The 16,737-nt window shown below is 42.1% G+C and carries 19 protein-coding genes; 11 read left to right on the top strand and 8 right to left on the bottom strand.

Features of this window, described 5'->3' with window-relative positions; translation table 11 throughout:
- Positions 1-56 precede the first annotated feature (56 nt).
- Positions 57-485, bottom strand: a complete 429-nt coding sequence (locus QWY22_RS11065) for a DUF4181 domain-containing protein (protein ID WP_300980938.1) — start codon at positions 483-485, stop codon at positions 57-59.
- Between the two features lie 245 nt (positions 486-730).
- Positions 731-991 carry a hypothetical protein gene (locus QWY22_RS11060; RefSeq protein WP_300980936.1) on the bottom strand — a complete coding sequence of 87 codons (261 nt, stop codon included), beginning with the start codon at positions 989-991 and terminating at the stop codon, positions 731-733.
- An 833-nt stretch (positions 992-1,824) separates the two neighbouring features.
- On the opposite strand from QWY22_RS11060, the gene QWY22_RS11055 reads away from it, so the two are divergent.
- The 4 genes from QWY22_RS11055 to sstT all read left to right on the top strand — a co-directional run bounded on the left by QWY22_RS11055 (position 1,825) and on the right by sstT (position 6,681).
- Complete coding sequence (locus tag QWY22_RS11055) at positions 1,825-2,298, top strand: SMI1/KNR4 family protein (protein WP_300980935.1); 474 nt, start codon at positions 1,825-1,827, stop codon at positions 2,296-2,298.
- A 203-nt stretch (positions 2,299-2,501) separates the two neighbouring features.
- Positions 2,502-3,056, top strand: coding sequence for a putative glycolipid-binding domain-containing protein (locus QWY22_RS11050; RefSeq protein ID WP_300980934.1), 555 nt, complete (start codon positions 2,502-2,504; stop codon positions 3,054-3,056).
- Between the two features lie 224 nt (positions 3,057-3,280).
- Complete coding sequence (locus QWY22_RS11045) at positions 3,281-5,098, top strand: LTA synthase family protein (protein ID WP_300980933.1); 1,818 nt, start codon at positions 3,281-3,283, stop codon at positions 5,096-5,098.
- A gap of 311 nt (positions 5,099-5,409) precedes the next feature.
- Entirely contained in the window at positions 5,410-6,681 is a 1,272-nt protein-coding gene (sstT, locus tag QWY22_RS11040; RefSeq protein WP_300980932.1) for a serine/threonine transporter SstT, read from the top strand.
- Between the two features lie 204 nt (positions 6,682-6,885).
- Here sstT and QWY22_RS11035 read toward each other — a convergent pair whose 3' ends face one another.
- Genes QWY22_RS11035 through QWY22_RS11025 form a run of 3 tightly spaced genes read right to left on the bottom strand, consistent with a single transcriptional unit; the run spans position 6,886 to position 8,488 of the window.
- The gene (locus tag QWY22_RS11035) at positions 6,886-7,374 is read right to left on the bottom strand and encodes a DMT family transporter (RefSeq protein ID WP_300980931.1); all 489 of its coding nucleotides are present in this window, start codon (positions 7,372-7,374) and stop codon (positions 6,886-6,888) included.
- Positions 7,375-7,385: 11 nt separating this feature from the next.
- Positions 7,386-8,051: a Crp/Fnr family transcriptional regulator gene (locus tag QWY22_RS11030; RefSeq protein ID WP_300980930.1), complete on the bottom strand. Its 666-nt coding sequence runs from the start codon at positions 8,049-8,051 to the stop codon at positions 7,386-7,388.
- Positions 8,052-8,062: 11 nt separating this feature from the next.
- Complete coding sequence (locus QWY22_RS11025) at positions 8,063-8,488, bottom strand: DMT family transporter (RefSeq protein WP_300980928.1); 426 nt, start codon at positions 8,486-8,488, stop codon at positions 8,063-8,065.
- A 352-nt stretch (positions 8,489-8,840) separates the two neighbouring features.
- Between QWY22_RS11025 and QWY22_RS11020 the strand changes: the two genes are divergently transcribed.
- A complete protein-coding gene (locus tag QWY22_RS11020) occupies positions 8,841-9,935 on the top strand; it encodes a hypothetical protein (RefSeq protein ID WP_300980927.1) in 1,095 nt (364 codons plus the stop codon).
- A 174-nt stretch (positions 9,936-10,109) separates the two neighbouring features.
- Here QWY22_RS11020 and QWY22_RS11015 read toward each other — a convergent pair whose 3' ends face one another.
- Positions 10,110-10,286, bottom strand: a complete 177-nt coding sequence (locus QWY22_RS11015; protein WP_300980926.1) for a hypothetical protein — start codon at positions 10,284-10,286, stop codon at positions 10,110-10,112.
- A gap of 668 nt (positions 10,287-10,954) precedes the next feature.
- Positions 10,955-11,377 (bottom strand): MerR family transcriptional regulator, encoded by a 423-nt coding sequence (locus QWY22_RS11010; protein WP_036803327.1) that lies wholly within the window; start codon positions 11,375-11,377, stop codon positions 10,955-10,957.
- Between the two features lie 256 nt (positions 11,378-11,633).
- Here QWY22_RS11010 and QWY22_RS11005 point away from each other — a divergent pair, with 256 nt between their 5' ends.
- The 4 genes from QWY22_RS11005 (at position 11,634) to QWY22_RS10990 (ending at position 14,907) form a co-directional block, all read left to right on the top strand.
- Positions 11,634-12,674: an NAD(P)-dependent alcohol dehydrogenase gene (locus QWY22_RS11005; RefSeq protein ID WP_300980925.1), complete on the top strand. Its 1,041-nt coding sequence runs from the start codon at positions 11,634-11,636 to the stop codon at positions 12,672-12,674.
- Between the two features lie 178 nt (positions 12,675-12,852).
- On the top strand, positions 12,853-13,431 hold the full coding sequence (locus QWY22_RS11000) for a DapH/DapD/GlmU-related protein (protein ID WP_300980924.1): 579 nt from the start codon (positions 12,853-12,855) through the stop codon (positions 13,429-13,431).
- A 208-nt stretch (positions 13,432-13,639) separates the two neighbouring features.
- Positions 13,640-14,506, top strand: a complete 867-nt coding sequence (locus QWY22_RS10995; protein WP_300980923.1) for a cation diffusion facilitator family transporter — start codon at positions 13,640-13,642, stop codon at positions 14,504-14,506.
- Positions 14,507-14,700: 194 nt separating this feature from the next.
- Positions 14,701-14,907: a twin-arginine translocase TatA/TatE family subunit gene (locus QWY22_RS10990; RefSeq protein WP_300980922.1), complete on the top strand. Its 207-nt coding sequence runs from the start codon at positions 14,701-14,703 to the stop codon at positions 14,905-14,907.
- Positions 14,908-15,157: 250 nt separating this feature from the next.
- On the opposite strand, the gene QWY22_RS10985 is transcribed toward QWY22_RS10990, so the two are convergent.
- Positions 15,158-15,862 carry a YoaK family protein gene (locus QWY22_RS10985; protein ID WP_300980921.1) on the bottom strand — a complete coding sequence of 235 codons (705 nt, stop codon included), beginning with the start codon at positions 15,860-15,862 and terminating at the stop codon, positions 15,158-15,160.
- A 186-nt stretch (positions 15,863-16,048) separates the two neighbouring features.
- On the opposite strand from QWY22_RS10985, the gene QWY22_RS10980 reads away from it, so the two are divergent.
- Together QWY22_RS10980 and QWY22_RS10975 are read left to right on the top strand one after the other, a co-directional pair.
- Positions 16,049-16,339, top strand: coding sequence for a hypothetical protein (locus tag QWY22_RS10980; protein ID WP_300980920.1), 291 nt, complete (start codon positions 16,049-16,051; stop codon positions 16,337-16,339).
- 20 nt (positions 16,340-16,359) lie between these two features.
- On the top strand, positions 16,360-16,680 hold the full coding sequence (locus QWY22_RS10975; RefSeq protein ID WP_300980919.1) for a hypothetical protein: 321 nt from the start codon (positions 16,360-16,362) through the stop codon (positions 16,678-16,680).
- The last annotated feature ends 57 nt before the right edge of the window (positions 16,681-16,737 follow it).

Raw genomic sequence — 16,737 nt, 5'->3', positions numbered from 1 at the left:
TTAGTGTTTCTATGTATTAAAAAGCGCCATTATTAGCTTACAAGTGATCCTTCTTGTCACAGAATTCCGAAAAAATCGGTGGAGAATAATAAAATAAGCAAAACTAAGATGAAAGCGGATTGGTAGATTGTAGAAAGATAGGCATTCGGATTTTTCGCATATTTTCGTTCCATGACGGCTCTTATAATTTCAGAAGTGAACACCAGCACAAATAGCAAAACCCAGGGCTGCAAGAACAAATAGGGTTCCTGACCGATTCTTCCCGCATTAACAGAAGCCCCGATGATCATCAAGACAATGAATATAATCCTTAGAGTCCAATCAATTTTTTTGTGTTGATCATTTACATGGTTATGGGAAAAAGCTTTCGGTTTCTCGACTTTTAACCATCTTCGTATAAGGGCATTAAATAACGTGGTTAGTCCGATAAAAACGGTGAGCACGAGAATTAACCTCAGCCAAAAAGAGGGGTCAACTGCATACATGAAATCTTCTCCTTTCTTTGTTCTATTTGTTCTTTTACTATACTAATTAATTTTCAATAAAGTTTCATTTTTCAAAAAAGGCATTATCAAGATTATTTAATATTCGAGATAAACAATATCCAGAGGTTCGCGTAAATGCATGGAGATATATTATGAATATGAGTTCTGCTGTTTGTAAGTTAAGGGAGATTAAAAGTGTTTGCGGAGGCCCTAAATTTTTTTAATCTTCTAGGAGCAATAAAATTTCATTCGTTTCCTTGAGCTTCGTTAATTTTTTTTACTAATGCATCTAGGGCAAAGCCATAAAGTAGTGCTAGAAGAAAATGGAGAAGCAGAAGAAAGGGTAGCGTGTTCATAATATGCGGCAACAATGAACGAATAAAACCGAATACAGGATCTAATCCCATCCAAACAAGAGGCTTTGCCGGCTGCACAAACAACTTAAACAAAATCAACATAAAACTAAAGAACGGCAGCCAAAACGAAAATTTGAAATATAGTTTCATGTTCAACCTCCTCATGACGGATGTAAAAAGAAAAAATCGGTTTGATTTTGTCTGCTGAATATGCTTCAAGTACTGTTAACAAGTAGTTTATTATAGCATTTGGATTTCGAGAAAAAATGAAGGATTTCTAAAAGAAAATATTTATAAAAGGCTGATTAGAGATGGCTTTTATTTTTGTTGGGGGGGGGGATATAGTTTTAAAAGTCCATAACGTTGGGTGCAATCAACGTAAACAAGATTTTGCATAGTAACTAAAGAGGAAATCGAAACTATAAAATCGAATGTATGATATTGGACCTCTTTAAAATTCAGGAGAATTAACTTAATGTATATGGGATATTCAACTAGAAACTAGGAAAGAGCTTCTTTTTTACCATATTATTGTAAAAATTGGAGGGAAGTATGAATAAAGTTATTGCATGTATATTATTAGGCTTATTGGTTTTAACTACCGGCATATATGTCTCTACTTTTTTAACTAAATCGTGGATTGTAATTGGCATAATCCTTTCTGGATTTGGCGGAATTCTAATGGGAGCTAGTTCCTTTTTCTTGCCTAAGCGCATTGTGAAGTAGTTTGCTTGCAAGAGGGTTGGGACTCTATATTGGAATGGAAAGTTTTTAAAAACACTCTACTCATGAAGATTAATGATACTCGTCAATTCCTGGTTTTTGTTAAACAATGCTATTGAATTAATAGCGAATTATGTATTATATATGATTAATTCTGTAAGATTCTATTTTCAGCAAATTTGCTTCTAACTTTTAAAATGAGAAAAACATGAGGTAGATATTCTTAAATGGAATTTCTATTTTAAAGGAGAGAAAGAAAATTGACTCAAAACACATACAAAGCCGCTAAGAAATTGCTATTGAAATACAAAAGCAAAGCAGATTTTGTAGGTGAAGTACCTTCTGGAATTATTGCGAAAGCTGAGGAGGCTTTAGAACTTGAGTTTACTGGCTCCTATTTGGATTTTTTACAGAATTTTGGTGCAGGAGATTTTAATGGAGAAGAAATTTATGGCATCTTAGATAGCGACTTTGAGAATTCTTCTGTCCCAGACGCAATCTGGTATACTCTTCAGGAACGAAAAGAAACGAATCTCCCTTTGAATCTTCTTGTCATTTATGATACTGGGAGCGAAGAGCTTTTTTGTTTGAATTTTAATGATCTAGATGAAACAGGAGAACCTAAAGTTGTTTCTTATATGCCAGGGATAGATATGGGGGAACAAAATTTTGAAATTATTGCTGAAAACTTTTGCGACTTTTTGTTGGAACTATTAGAAGACTCTTTGGACTAAGAGATTGAAATTCTACATATAAAAAATTGATTGAAGACAAAAAGAAAAAGAAACTTTAGGACAGCATTATTCTTTATAGCATTTTGCTTGATTCCAATCAACTTGTTTTTGGGTACGCGGTATTTTTGGGGCCACCTATACTGAGTCTTGCTGCATCAAACAGTAAGACTCAGTATAGGCGTTTTCAGAAAAGGAGTGATCTTATGTTTTCAAACGAAATAGTTTGGGAAAATAAAGAAACCTTCGGATGTGAATATTTAAAATGCCTTATTACGGACACTGCCGTCCTCGCAGAAAGTACAGTTATATATTTGGGGCCAAGTTCTCCTGTTCAACTTGATTATCAAATTGAAATGGACCGCTCCTGGCGTACAAAGCTTCTAAATATCCATTCCAAGAGTGGACAGAGTTTACAGCTCACTTCTATAGGCTCCGGGAAATGGGCCGACAAGAATGGAACCATAATGGCGGAACTGGATGGAGCGGTTGATGTCGATCTATCTGCTACTCCTTTTACCAATTCACTTCCGGTAAATCGTTTTAACTGGAAACCGAATCAACAAAGAGTTCTGGAGATGGTCTACATTTCTGCTCCTTCGCTGGAAGTTTTCAAAATGAAGCAGACCTACACTTTTATAGGGAGCAGGGGAGAGATTCGGGTTTTTAATTTCCAAAGTCCTGGATTTGAGTCCCTCATTTCCACTGATGAAAAAGGATTTGTTGTTGACTATCCCGGGCTATTCAAAAGAAAATATTAATAGCTATTTTCTTTTGGTGAAATAGAAAGGTGATTTTTATAGGGCATAACAAAGAAGCTGAAAAGTTCCAAGAACAATTTCAGCTTCTTTTTGTATAATTTGTGTATAAGTTTTGGAAATACATTAGGTCGATTGGTATTTTCTTCATTTTGATGTTTTCTCCGGCCCGTTAAAAGGTAGTGAATAAGAAAAGGGGCGTTCCAAGCGCAAAAAGGAGCAGCATCATGAAAACACTCGACTATTGGGTCTACCTGGCCCTTACTGCAAGCAAGTTATATTTGTTCAGCATCTACACCGACACACCGTTCAGCTTTGGGTTCTTTCTGATTAGTTTATCAGGAGCGCTTGTGTTATCGAGCTGGACTTTATTGATAGGCGCGAAAAAACGCCGGTGGATTTTGCTGTCGCTATTGGCACTCCATAGCATTTTGCTGATTTCGGATGTATGGTATTACCGATATTTCGGTGATTTGCTGTCTGTGCAGCTGATTTCGTCCATGACGCAAATGAGCGACGTAGGCGGAGGCTTTATGAGTTTGATCCGCTGGACGGATTTTTTCTTCTTCGCTGATTTCTTCGTTTTCCTGGCCTTCATCCTGATGCTTCGGAAGCGCCAGAACCCTGTCCACGGGACTGCGAATAAGAAGCTGGCAAGCGTCATTTTAGCTGCCGGTTTAGTCATTTTTGCTGCACCTATTCTGTCCAGCGTCGCTAAAGGCGAAGCTTGGCTATCCGGCGACGCGGTCAGCGATATGCGGGAATACTATGAACTTGGATTTTGGGGCTACCATGGCTACGATTTGGCAAAAGGCGCCGTTTCGTTGGTCCAGGATACTTCACCATCTGAGCAAAATCAGGCACTGGTACAGGAAGCATTTGCTGCCAGTGTTACCGAAAACACCGGCGAACAGCCGAATGTCATTCTCGTGCAGCTGGAATCCCTTCAGTCTTCTCTTATCGGGCAGGAAATTGGCGGGGAGGAAGTGACGCCATACTTAAACGAACTGAAAAACGAAATGCTTTACTTCCCGGCTTTCCATCACCAAACCCACGAAGGGCGCACGTCGGATGCTGAATTCACGATCAACACATCGCTTCATCCGCTGCGCACCGGCTCGGTCTATACCCGGTATGCGGACAGCACGTTCAATTCTTTGCCGGAAACCTTGCGGGACGGCGGCTACGATACCGCGGCGATGCATGCCTACGAAAAAAGTTTCTGGAACCGGGATACCGTCTATAAGAATATTGGATTTTCCCATTTCTTCAGCAAAGAAGATTATCCGGATACCGAAAAAATTGGCATGGCCATCAACGATGAAGATTTTTTCTTAACTTCCATCGACCACATGAAGCAATTGGAAGAACCATATTATAGCTTTTTGGTCGCCTTAAGCAGCCACATCCCGTTTGAAATGCCGGAAGACCGAAAGCAATTGGAGCTGCGTGGCTACGAAGATGAACTTGTTCGCAATTATTACCACTCCGTCCATTACGTCGACGGGGCTGTCCAGTCTTTCGTCAATGAACTGAAAGCACAAGATATGTGGGATGATGCGCTCGTCATTTTTTACGGAGACCATGACAGCGGCTTAGTTGAAGCAGGAGGCGAAATGGCGACTCAGCTAGGTGTTGATGGCACAGCGGAACAATTTGAACTGTTCCGGACGGTCCCGCTATGGATCAAGCCGCCGGGTCTTGCAAAAGGCGAAACCGTTGAAACTGCCGGTGGCCAAATTGACGTAGCGCCAACCATTTTGGAAGTGGCGGGCATCGACCAAGGATTTATGCTTGGAACTTCGCTGTTATCAGATGCCGAACGCCTCACCGTCTTCCGCAATGGTTCGTTCCGCAAAGGAGATTTATATTTTGAACCTGATTTAACGACCGCTTCCGGATCCGGAGAATGCTATTCCATCGAAAGTGGAAAAAAAGTTGAAGATGCACGTTGTGAGCCGTTTATCGAAGAGGCCCTCAATCAACTGCGTATTTCCGATACCGTCATTGAGAACAACGGCCTTGAGTATATAGAAACACAGTAAAAAGCTTTGGACTTTATGTCCAAAGCTTTTTTAAGGGGGAAAAATTTCATTGAAATAAAGAAGCGAATTAAATAACAGCTGCTTCTAATAAGGAAAACGCCCTATGTAATCGCTCATTTAATAACTATAAAACGAATTAAATGGACTATAATGATTGATTTTATAAAAAATTTGTTTTATTCAGGCTTCACATTGTATAGAATAAGATTATCTTTAAAATTTCGTGCTGTTAGAGGAGGTACCTTACTGCTAGACTAAACATCAGAATAACAGCTCGGTTGTAAGATTTTAAAAACAAAGGGGATACACTAATGAAATTATTAAGCACGTGGAATCGAATCAGTCTTGTAAAGCAAATCATGATCGGCTTGGTTGTTGGGGTGGCTTTGGCTCTTTTGATTCCGGAAGCAGCAAAATCATTAACTATTTTCGGCGCCTTGTTTGTCGGTGCATTAAAAGCAATCGCTCCTGTATTGGTGTTGTTTTTGGTCATGGCATCAATCGCACAGCATAAAAAAGGCCAGCAAACCAATATGAAATCAATCATCTTCCTTTATCTTCTTGGAACATTTTTAGCAGGTTTGATTGCAGTTATTGCCAGCTTCATTTTTCCGGTCAGTATTGCTTTAACTGAAGGAGCGAAGGATTTAGCGCCTCCAGGAAATGCAATTGAAGTCATCAAAACATTGGTCTTGAATGTTGTCGATAATCCGGTCAACGCCCTGATCAATGCCAACTACATCGGCATCTTGGCTTGGGCGATTGTTCTTGGATTGGCGCTTAGAAATGCCGCGGATTCTACGAAAACTTTGATCACGAATTTCTCAGATGCAGTGGCCAAATTGGTAGGATGGGTCATTAAATTGGCGCCGCTTGGCATCATGGGCCTAGTTATTGAGTCGATTACGACAAACGGATTGGAGTCGCTGCTTGGCTACGGAAAACTGCTTGCCCTTTTAATCGGGTGTATGGTGTTTGTTGCACTAGTCATCAATCCAATCATTGTGTTTATCAACATCCGCCAAAACCCTTATCCATTGGTATTTAAATGTATTAGAGAAAGCGGAATTACGGCGTTCTTTACTCGCAGTTCAGCAGCAAACATCCCGGTAAACATGACCCTATGTGAAAAACTGGGCTTGGACCCGGACACGTATTCGGTCTCTATTCCGCTTGGTGCAACGGTCAATATGGCCGGTGCAGCCGTAACCATTTCCGTTTTGACGCTTGCTGCGGTGAATACGCTTGGCATTCAAGTGGATATCCCGACAGCTATCATCCTGAGTGTGCTTGCTGCAGTTTGTGCATGCGGCGCATCTGGTGTTGCCGGCGGTTCGCTTCTGTTGATCCCGCTTGCGTGCAGCTTGTTTGGGATTCCAAATGATGTAGCGATGCAGGTAGTCGGTGTAGGATTTATCATCGGCGTATTGCAGGATTCTTTTGAAACATCGCTTAACTCTTCTACAGACGTTCTTTTCACAGCAACAGCTGAATACAAGAAGCGTTTGAAAGAAGGAGAGAAAGTGAACTTCAAAAAAGTTTTTGCTTTACACAAAGCTTCTAAAGATTTGGCGAAAAACTAATTTTTCACTAACACTTAAAAAATGTAGGAACTAAAAAAAGGCTGTTTGAACCTGGGAAACCAAGGTTCAAACAGCCTTTTTCAATGAGTGGAATAAGGAGCCAACTTTAATTCTTTTCATTTAGCTCTAAACAATCAAATTTTCCGCAAAAGAAATCCGGCAAACCTGTGAGGACAGAGATGCCGGGTTTCGTATTTTTTACCTTCAGTTGTTTGGCTTAATTGGCCATGCTTTTGGATTTAGCGAACGTTTTTGTTCCAGCTTCGGTCCTAATTGGAACAGGAGCACACCACCGCTGATCAGCAGGACGCCAAGAAGCGATTGCCAAGTGAACGGGATTTGTTCGAGCCCGAACCAGCCAAGCCCATCCCATACCAAACCGAAGAAAATCTGAGAGACCATGACGAGTGAAATGGCGTGGCTTGGTCCGAGAATCTGCACGCCTTGGGTGACGCAAGCCACCACTCCGACTCCGACGATTCCGCTGAACCAGAACCACGGTTCTGCCTGGAAGCTGAACAATCCGCTTCCTTCTGAAACTACACCTGCCACAAACGATGCAGCAAATCCAAGAAACAGCACAAGTGCAGTAGTCGTCCAGACGCTCACCCGTTTTTTGACGTTTGCATTAAATGTATTCTGGAGGCTGACAAATCCGCCGCCGATAAGTGCCAGCAAGATGCCGCTAATCATTTGCTTTCCTCCTATTCGTATATATTCTGACCGGCTTGCGCCAACAATGCCTTTCGATCGAGCAGCGTAATTTTTCCTCGCTTTTTCACAAGCCAGCCCGCTTCTTCAAACTGCCGCAGCACCCGGTTTAAATGGCGGTAGCTGGTGCCGATCAAATCAGCCATATCGACGAGTGATGTGGAATTCAAAACCGGTTGCGTGGGCGTCATGGAAAGAAGGTAGCTCGCGACTCGGACATCAACGGTATAAAGCAAGTTGAAGTTCATCGCTCTGGATTTGCTTTCGAATTTTTGAGTGATCGTCCGAAGCAAAAATTGCAGCCATGCAGCATTTTCATTCAATTGTTTTCGCAAGCTGCCATGCGAAATTCCAATCACTTCAATATCCGTAACGGCTTCTACGGTATTGATGAAATGGCAGTCCCGCACATATTCAATGTCTCCTACAATATCAAAGGGCGTCCTGAAGGCCAGAATCAATCGCTTTCCTTCAGGGGACAACATGGAAATTTTCAGTTTTCCTTTGACAAGAAAATAAAGTACATGCGCTTCATCGTCTTGAGAAAACAGGCGTTCACCGTTTTTGAAAGTAGCAAGAGTCATTTCTTGCTTTAACTCATGCGGTAACAAATCCGTGAGTTGATACTGCTTTAAATAATCCGTTACACGCGGGTCCATTGTTTTCCTCCTCACCATTTCAAGACAATAACACCTGTAATCATCAACAAGACGCCAATGACTTGTGTCCAGCTAATTTTCTTTTTGGACATATCAAACCAGCCTTTGCCGTCGATGGCAAGAGCCATGACGAGCTGGGCAATCAAAAACACGCCGATTGTCAGCGTAACGCCCATAATATGGACAGCCGTCATATTGCAGAACAGTACAATGGCTGCCAACATGCCGCCAGATCCATAAAGAGGCGATACCTGGTTAAGTTGCCGGTAAGTCCGGTCTCTGAGCAGGACGACAATAAGAAGGGCGAACAAAAATCCCGTCAACTGAGTCATGGCCGCCGCTTGCCAAGTGCCGATATGGCTGCTGATCTCTGCATTCGCCACGCTCTGCAAAGTCAGAAAAAAGCCGCCAGCCAGCGCAAAAAATATCCCTTTCATAAAATTCCCACACCTTTCTGTATTTTTAATGTACAGGGAATAAAAGGAGATTAAAAGGACACATGTCCTATTATCTTTTCGCATTCAACGAAATTTTACAAGCATTAAAATACCCAGATGAAGCTAGAAAAACCATTGCAACTTACACCAACATCAGTCGTGAAAAGTGGCGGCTAAAAGCCCAGCCGAGAAATTTGCAAAGCTGTCTATTTTAAAGAAAAAAGAAAAGTGAAACTTTATAGAAATTAGTGCGTAAGTTAAGAACGCGAGAACTGATTTTACTGATTCGAAAAAGCAAATGGGGGATTAACTGCTTTGAAGAAAAAATTTTAAGCGGATTGAAGGTGCACGGATGGAAAAGTCAAAATTAAAAGCCGCAACAATGCATGCGGATGTTGAAGTAATTGAATTTCTTGGTGAAGGGGCCTGGCACTATGCCTGGAAAGTAAAGAAAGGCAGTAATAAATTGGTCCTTCGGATTCCAAAAGATATAGCTTATGGCAAACCGGTTCCTTTCAACGAAGAAGCATTAAAAGCTGAGTACGGAGGAACGGAACTGTACTATCGATCCGTCAATAAAGCAGTGGGAGGAGCAGCTCCTGAATTCTTCAAATTCCATGTTTCAGCGGAACTGGCATATACGCTGGAAACTTATGGTGGGGAACAAATTGATTTACATAGTACGACAGAAGCAACCGCTTTTCAGATAGGGAAAGAAATAGGAGAGATTCATCGGAAGACAGAAGAAGTTCCGCACGGTTTGGACGGTTTCGGCTATTTAACCTGGTCAGAAGAAAAGGGATTGCGAGGCAGCATAAGCGGAGACGCAAGGAAGTTTCTTGATGAAGAAAGTGCAGAGCATTTAGCAGATTATCAAGCCCTATGCGCAGCTTATTCGGAATTCGAAGACAAAGTTCTCTTTCAAACGATTCAACTGGCTGTTGACCTAAGAAAAAAATCATTTTCAAAGCCGCTTTTGGTAAATCAGGATACATCTCCTGAAAATATTTTGATGAACGGCAATCGTGTGTGTTTAATAGATCCTTACCCAAGCATCTATTACCCGAGAGGGATGGCCGGAAATTTCATGAATCTCTATGAAACTTACTTTATCGCTTTGGCGCAAACGGAGCGTTATAAAAAGCACCGGTTTGCCGCTTGTGACCGGCAGTTAAAAATGATGGCAAAAGGATTTATGGAAGGATACAGTGCAGGGGATCAAAAGGTTGCTGCAGAAGTCAAAGGAGAACAATTGCTGCAACTGCTTGAAATTGCAAACATCCATCGCCAGCTGTTAGCGGAGAACTTAACAGAAGAAACGATGATTCGTTATGGCAATAAAGAAGAAATAATGAAAAGGCTCTTGTTCCTGTCAGAAGAGTTGAAGATGCTGGCATCCCGGCAAGTTAGACAGCTAGAGGATTTAGTAGTGGAAGAACTTAAATGATTTAATGAAAGAACTGGACTGAGCGGCAGCACTTTAAAAGTGATTGCCGCTCAGTCCAGTTCTTTTTAAACATACTTTTAACAATGCAATGAAATGGACAGCATTCCAGCTTGAAAAAGAAGTGTTAATTAGAAGCATTTCTCTTGAGTCGCCAAAGTGCACACTAGTTAATTCTTACTCACCTCCGCTGGTGTAGTTGTTGTCCCCCATTTTGTAATTAGTGCTTTCTCCAGGTCTGGTGTGGGGGTTGCTTGTTTTATAGGCATCATCATTTCTTCTTTTTCGCTTCCATTCAATCAATAGTCCAAAAGACAAAAGAAATGTTATCGGAATGAAAAAAATCCACATCATCCATCCGCTCCTTTCCGCAAATTGAGTAATAAATCAATTAAAAACCGTTCGCAAAGCTTGTGTTATTTAATTATCTGAATAATACCATAAATTCCCATAAATACCAGCCTCACTAAGGCGCAAATAGATAAGGTTTATACTTCGAAATAACTCCTATTTTTAATATCCGTTCGTTGAGACAAAAAGTGGTTTTCTCATTTTATTTCCAAATAAATGAAATAGTTTTATCTTCTTACCCTATAACTGGCATGATGCTTATTTGGACGATCGCCATTGGGCTAGTGCTGTATTATGGTATGCACTTGCAGCAACAGTTAACGGAATGGCCGCAGACCTGCTTTAATCTTTTTCCACTTCAGGACTACCTGGCACTTTTTCCAGTAGTGATCGGGTTGTTGCTCCGGACGCTAGAAAATCCAATGGGAAATGTTGAATTGTTGCGGTGAAGAGGCAGAGGCATTAGTTGATGCCAAGCTTTGAAGGATAGACCCTACATAGATATAGAAATGAGCCTTCCCGAGTGGAAAGGCTCATTTTTGCGAATAAAATTAGACGGATCAACCAGTTGGGCATTGATAAATAATAGATATTTGTAACTCACACTGCATCAAATAAGAAACTTGTGGCTATATGGCCAAAAGAATAATAGATAGCCGTTTTCCTTTTGATTACCGGCTGGCAGGGATGGAAGCAGCGATATTTTTCTGCTTATGGATGTCTTCAGTGCCGGCTTCCAACGCCGTTTGGTAGTACATACATTTGTGTTCAATGACTTCCATCGTCTTTCTTAGTTCGGCCATCTGGGCTTCTACCGTCGCTTTTCGCTCCATGAACATGTCATAGCGCTGCTGCAGCGTAGCATCCCCCTCCGAACACCAGTCGATGAAATTTTTGATTTCCTTTATCGGCATGCCGCTTGCTTTCAGGCATTCTATGACATTCAATGCGGCAATATCACTTTCTTTAAACAGACGGATGCCGCTTTCTGAACGCTCAACAAACGGGATTAGCCCTTCCTTATCGTAGTAACGGATCGTGTAGACCGTTAAATTCAACTCTTTCGCAACTTCACCTATCGAATATGTTTTCATCGTTCGTTCCTCCATTCAACTTCCACCTTGAATGAAAGCTGGAATTTGGAAAGACTTTATCACGTATGGCGCCGGAAGTCAAAATCAATGCGGTGTGAGGTTCGCGCAGTTTATCGCTTGACCTAGAGTTAACTCTAAGGTTTATCATGGGTTTTCAAGAGGACGGAGCAGGGTAGAAAGCGTTAGGAGTGAATCTGCAATTAATTCCTCGTGGATGCCTGCAACAGCGTTCTTAAAAAAACTGGAGGTTTTCGATATGGTTACAGCTAAAGCAAGAGCGGTCGATGGGCCGGACAAATCTTTTTATGAAACAGAAATTCAGCGCCGCGACTTGGATATCAATGATGTTCTGATTGAAATCAAATTTTCAGGGATCTGCCATTCCGATATCCATACGGCTCACGGCGAATGGGGGCCTGTGAATTATCCATTGGTTCCGGGACACGAGATTGCCGGGATTGTTACGGAAGTTGGATCGAATGTTTCTACGTACAAAGTCGGCGACCGGGTAGGGGTTGGCTGCATGGTGGACTCATGCGGCGAATGCAAGAACTGCCAAAAAGGTGAAGAACAGTACTGCCTAAAAGGCAACGTCCCGACGTATGCGGGCGTGGATAAATACGGCGAACCAACCCAGGGCGGTTATGCGACGCATATCGTGGTCACGGAAGATTTCGTTGTCCGGATTCCTGACAACATTGAATTGGACGCGGCTGCACCTTTGCTTTGTGCTGGCATCACGACGTATTCACCGTTGAACCATTGGGGAGCCGGGCCAGGCAAAAAAGTGGCGATCGTCGGTATGGGAGGACTCGGCCATATGGCTGTCAAAATCGCAAGTGCAATGGGGGCAGATGTGACAGTTTTGTCGCAGACCTTGAGCAAAAAAGAAGACGGCATGCAGTTTGGCGCGAAAGACTATTATGCCACGAGCGATTCTGAAACTTTCTCGAAACTTGCCGGCACGTTCGACTTGATCATCAATACGGTAAGCGCCAAGATCGACATGGATGCGTATTTCTCTTTGTTGACGCTGGACGGTACATTAGTAAACGTCGGTGCGCCTGCAGAACCGCTCGCAGTAAATGTGTTTTCCCTAATTGGCCATCGCCGTTCATTCGCAGGTTCCATGATTGGCGGCATCCGTGAGACGCAGGAAATGCTGGATTTCTGTGCAAAACATAATATTGCTCCGAAAATTGAAGTGATATCGGCGGACCGGATTGACGAAGCTTATGAACGTGTATTGGCTTCAGATGTAAAATACCGCTTTGTCATCGATATCAGCACGATGTAAACCAGCCATTCCTGGCGTTGAAATAAGCTGAGCTTTGCTATGAATGCTTAATCTTCAATAACCGATTGGCAACAATACATTCCATTCACTGCAACGGCCAAATAGAATTCCTCTTCATAACCTAATGACGGGAGTTTTCTATTTGGTTTTTTTGATTAATAAAACAAGGAGGATTCCTATGGATACCAACGACTTTTTAGCACATCTAAACAGTGGGAAAGCAATTGAGGGCGGTTCGGAGATGCACCAAATGATGCATAATCTGGCGCAGGAAGCCTTGAAAATAACGGTGGAATTGAATGGGAAATACCATACGCCTGAAGAAGTCCAGGAATTATTTTCCCGGTTGACCGGCAAACCGCTAGATCCTACTTTTGCCTTGTTCCCGCCTTTTTACACGGACTGCGGCAAAAACATCCGTATCGGCAAGAATGTCTTTATCAATTCAGGCTGCCGCTTTCAGGATCAGGGAGGCATTACGATAGGCGATGGATCGCTTATCGGGCATAACGCCGTGTTAGCGACGTTGAATCATGACATGGACCCTCGAAAGCGCAGCACGATGCACCCTGCTCCTATTACCATCGGCAAAGATGTCTGGATCGGCGCAAACGTCACAGTGGTTCCAGGTATCAACATCGGAGACGGAGCTGTTATTGCGGCTGGTGCAGTCGTTACACGGAATGTTCCGTCGAACACCATTGCAGGGGGTGTGCCTGCTAAAGCGATCAAGCAAATTGAAGCCGGTAAAGAATAGACAATCTTCCGGATTTATCTTTAAGAAGCAAGTAGTTTTCAATACGCATCCTTTTATAAAAAACGAAAGTTGGATTTTTCCGTCTGTTTCCTAAGAGAAACATTATTTTAGTAGAGCTATTTTGGTTGATTGAGGAAAGAAGATTGCTGTAGACCCACTCAATATCCCTCTGTTATGCTGTTCGAGGACGTCTTTTGGAGGGAACAGCATGGAACGGAAATACCAGGATTTAAAACGCGGCGAACGGGGAGCATACCTCAGCATCGTTGCTTATCTTTTTTTGTCGGCAGTTAAATTGCTGGTCGGGCATTTGACCGGTTCGGAAGCATTGCAAGCGGACGGATTTAATAACACCACTGATATAGTGGCTTCCTTAGCAGTTCTAATTGGCTTGAAGATATCGCGGCGCCCGCCTGATGAAAATCATCATTACGGACATTGGAAAGCAGAACCGGTGGCTTCTTTGGTGGCGGCTTTTGTGATGATCGCAGTTGGCCTCCAGGTTCTTTATGGAGCTGCTGTTTCTGCTTTTCTCCGGCAGCCGGAAGCACCTGATCCCATTGCGGCTTGGACTGGATTGTTGTGTGCTGTTGTTATTTACATGGTATATAGATATAACAAAAAATTGGCATTAAGAATTCAGAGCCAGTCGCTTATGGCTGCAGCGAAAGACAATCGATCAGATGCTTGGGTCAGCGTTGGGGCAGCAATTGGCATCTTCGGTTCTCAGTTTGGCTTGCCTTGGCTGGATCCTGCAGCGGCATTAGTCGTTGGTTTTCTAATTTGCAAAACCGGGTGGGACATCTTTAGAGAAGCTTCCCATGATTTGACAGACGGCTTTGACGAAGAAAAACTAAAAACATATGAGCAAGCAGTTTATACGGTAGCCGGGGTAAAAGGGGTCAAAAACATTCGGGCACGAAAATATGGCAATAACCCTGTAGTGGATGTGGTTATATTGGTCAATTCTAAATTAGGAATAGCGGCAGCGCACGATATTTCGAACGAAGTGGAGGATCTCCTGATGAAACGCCACGGAGTGATTGAAGCGCATGTTCACGTGGAACCAAAATAAACGCCGCCTGTTTAAAGCAAATTAAAAACAGCCGCATGAGGAAAAAACAAATCTTTTGACGTTTTTCTAATGGAGGTCCGGTCTTATTTTCATGACGAGCCACTGCTCAAAAGTAAGTTGCGATACAATTTACGAATGACTTGCAGAAATGGCTGAAAAGGAATAGTATTACTAATTGACGGGAGGCGAACTCTATGCCAAACATAGGTGTACCAGGATTAATTTTAATCCTCATCATTGCATTAATCTTTTTTGGACCAGCGAAATTACCGGAGTTGGGTCGTGCTGCAGGACAAACTTTGAGAGAATTTAAAAACTCAACAAAAGGCCTCATGGACGATGCAACAGAAGATTCCAAAGTGGACGAAGACGCTGAAAAAGAAAAAATGATAAAAAAATAAGAACGCAAAAAACCTTTCTTCGCTTCGGCAAAGAAAGGTTTTTTTGTGGAAAATTGTTGATCCAAGCGATAGCCGAAATTCATTTTAGCTGTCTAGCTATAATATTGCAATCGGAATAAGTTTTGTAAATCCACTATTTCAGCATAGTAGATTAGAGAAGATAAATTGTTATAGGAATTTATGTAAAAATATGGTACGTTAATTTGAGTGAAGCTTATAAGCAAGTTGCTAAATTATATAATTTTACCTTTTATGAATCACGCAATGGACGAACCGTTGCCCATGCAAATGCAAGAAACGAAATGGCAAAAGCAGCCCAAAGATTATAACTGGCATTATACCGGATGGTAAGTGTACCTGCTCCTGCACCCAACATGAAAATCAGGACGGTCGCTGCCAAATTGGCCAAATGGTCTTTTGCTTTCGAATCATTTTTGAAAACAAGTTGATATAAATGGCTCATCAGGTTTTTTGTATTGCCAGTCATGATTCCATTATTGACCACTGTGCCCCGGAATTTACGGAAGATGGTCAGTTCATATCCCGCAAGCGTACCAAGTAAAAAGATCATAAGTGCCCCGGTAAACTGATCCTGAAATAGTGCAAGTACGAGCAGCAAAACCGTTTGGATCAATAAATAATAACGGTATCTTTTCACGCCTTTATCTTGATAACGGTCCATGACTGCTTCACCGGCAAATGCACCAATCAGAAATCCTCCAAATGCCCAAACATGGCTCATGGTTTCTTTCCATTCCCCTGAAAAGAGCTTTGAACTTAAGCTGACGAGATTGCCGGTCTGTGCACTCGCAAAGACTTCATCTTGCTGCAAGAATGTATAAGCGTCTAAAAATCCCATTAGAAACGATGCGATGATCGTCAAAACAGTGCTGATATAAAGTGTTTCATTTTTCTTGATGTGCATTTTTTCACTTTGTTGCTTTAAATTTTCCACAGTTCACTCACTTCCAATACTTGAAATAAAAAATGTTGAAGGCGGTGCTATTTTAGCCAAATGCACAAGACGCCGATATTGTCGAAAAAGCTATTTTACACTTTTAAAGGGAATTTGTAATGCAATTACCTTATGAGTACTAGAATCGTGCGATGGGATAAACTTTATGGATGGAAGGTTTGAAAAGTGAAAAGACTGCTCAGCGTTCTGATCTTTTTACTCTTTCTTTTAGCAGCCTGCGGAAACTACGAAGGAACCGTAGTAGAAAAGAAAGATTCAAGTTTTATGTTGGAGCTGTCATCCGGAAATTCTGAAGTAGTGGTAGAAGAAATGCAATTGATCGATCTAATGACTTTCAGCGGAGACGTAAGTTCCTTTGAAGAGTTGGAAGTAGGCGACCAGGTGATTGTTGTCCCTGTCGATACACCATCCGATTTCTCATACACCCTGCCAATGGAGGTGATTGTGGAGCGATGAAAGAAAGGAGGAGAAAAAAGGTGGCAATTTATTACTTGATGCTGGAAGCAGTTCCGCTTCCCGAGAATAAAGAAGAAAAAGAGATTGCAGGCGCCTTTATAAACTGCTGGGTAAATTCTGCGAGTATGGAATCCGCTTTGACAGAAGCGAATGATTACATTCAGAGCGAAGGATGGAAAGTGCAAAAAGTGGAAGATCAGTTCATTGTGAACCGGGAGCGGTACTTAAAGGATCCTGAACTTCAGGAATCACTGGAATGTTTTGATCAAGCTGTAAATGATGGGATTTCTTCTATTTTTTACGTTTGGCCGAGCGAGGAAACTGATTTTTCAGGTCTTTAGGCAATGAAAAAAGAAACAAGGTTGAATCACTATAAACTTGCAGTTAATAAAGAAAGG

This window comes from Planococcus liqunii (genome assembly GCF_030413595.1).
Taxonomy (GTDB): Bacteria; Bacillota; Bacilli; order Bacillales_A; family Planococcaceae; genus Planococcus; species Planococcus liqunii.
The sequence above is the reverse complement of the archived record's forward strand: the minus strand, read 5'-3'. Positions and strand labels throughout refer to the sequence as shown.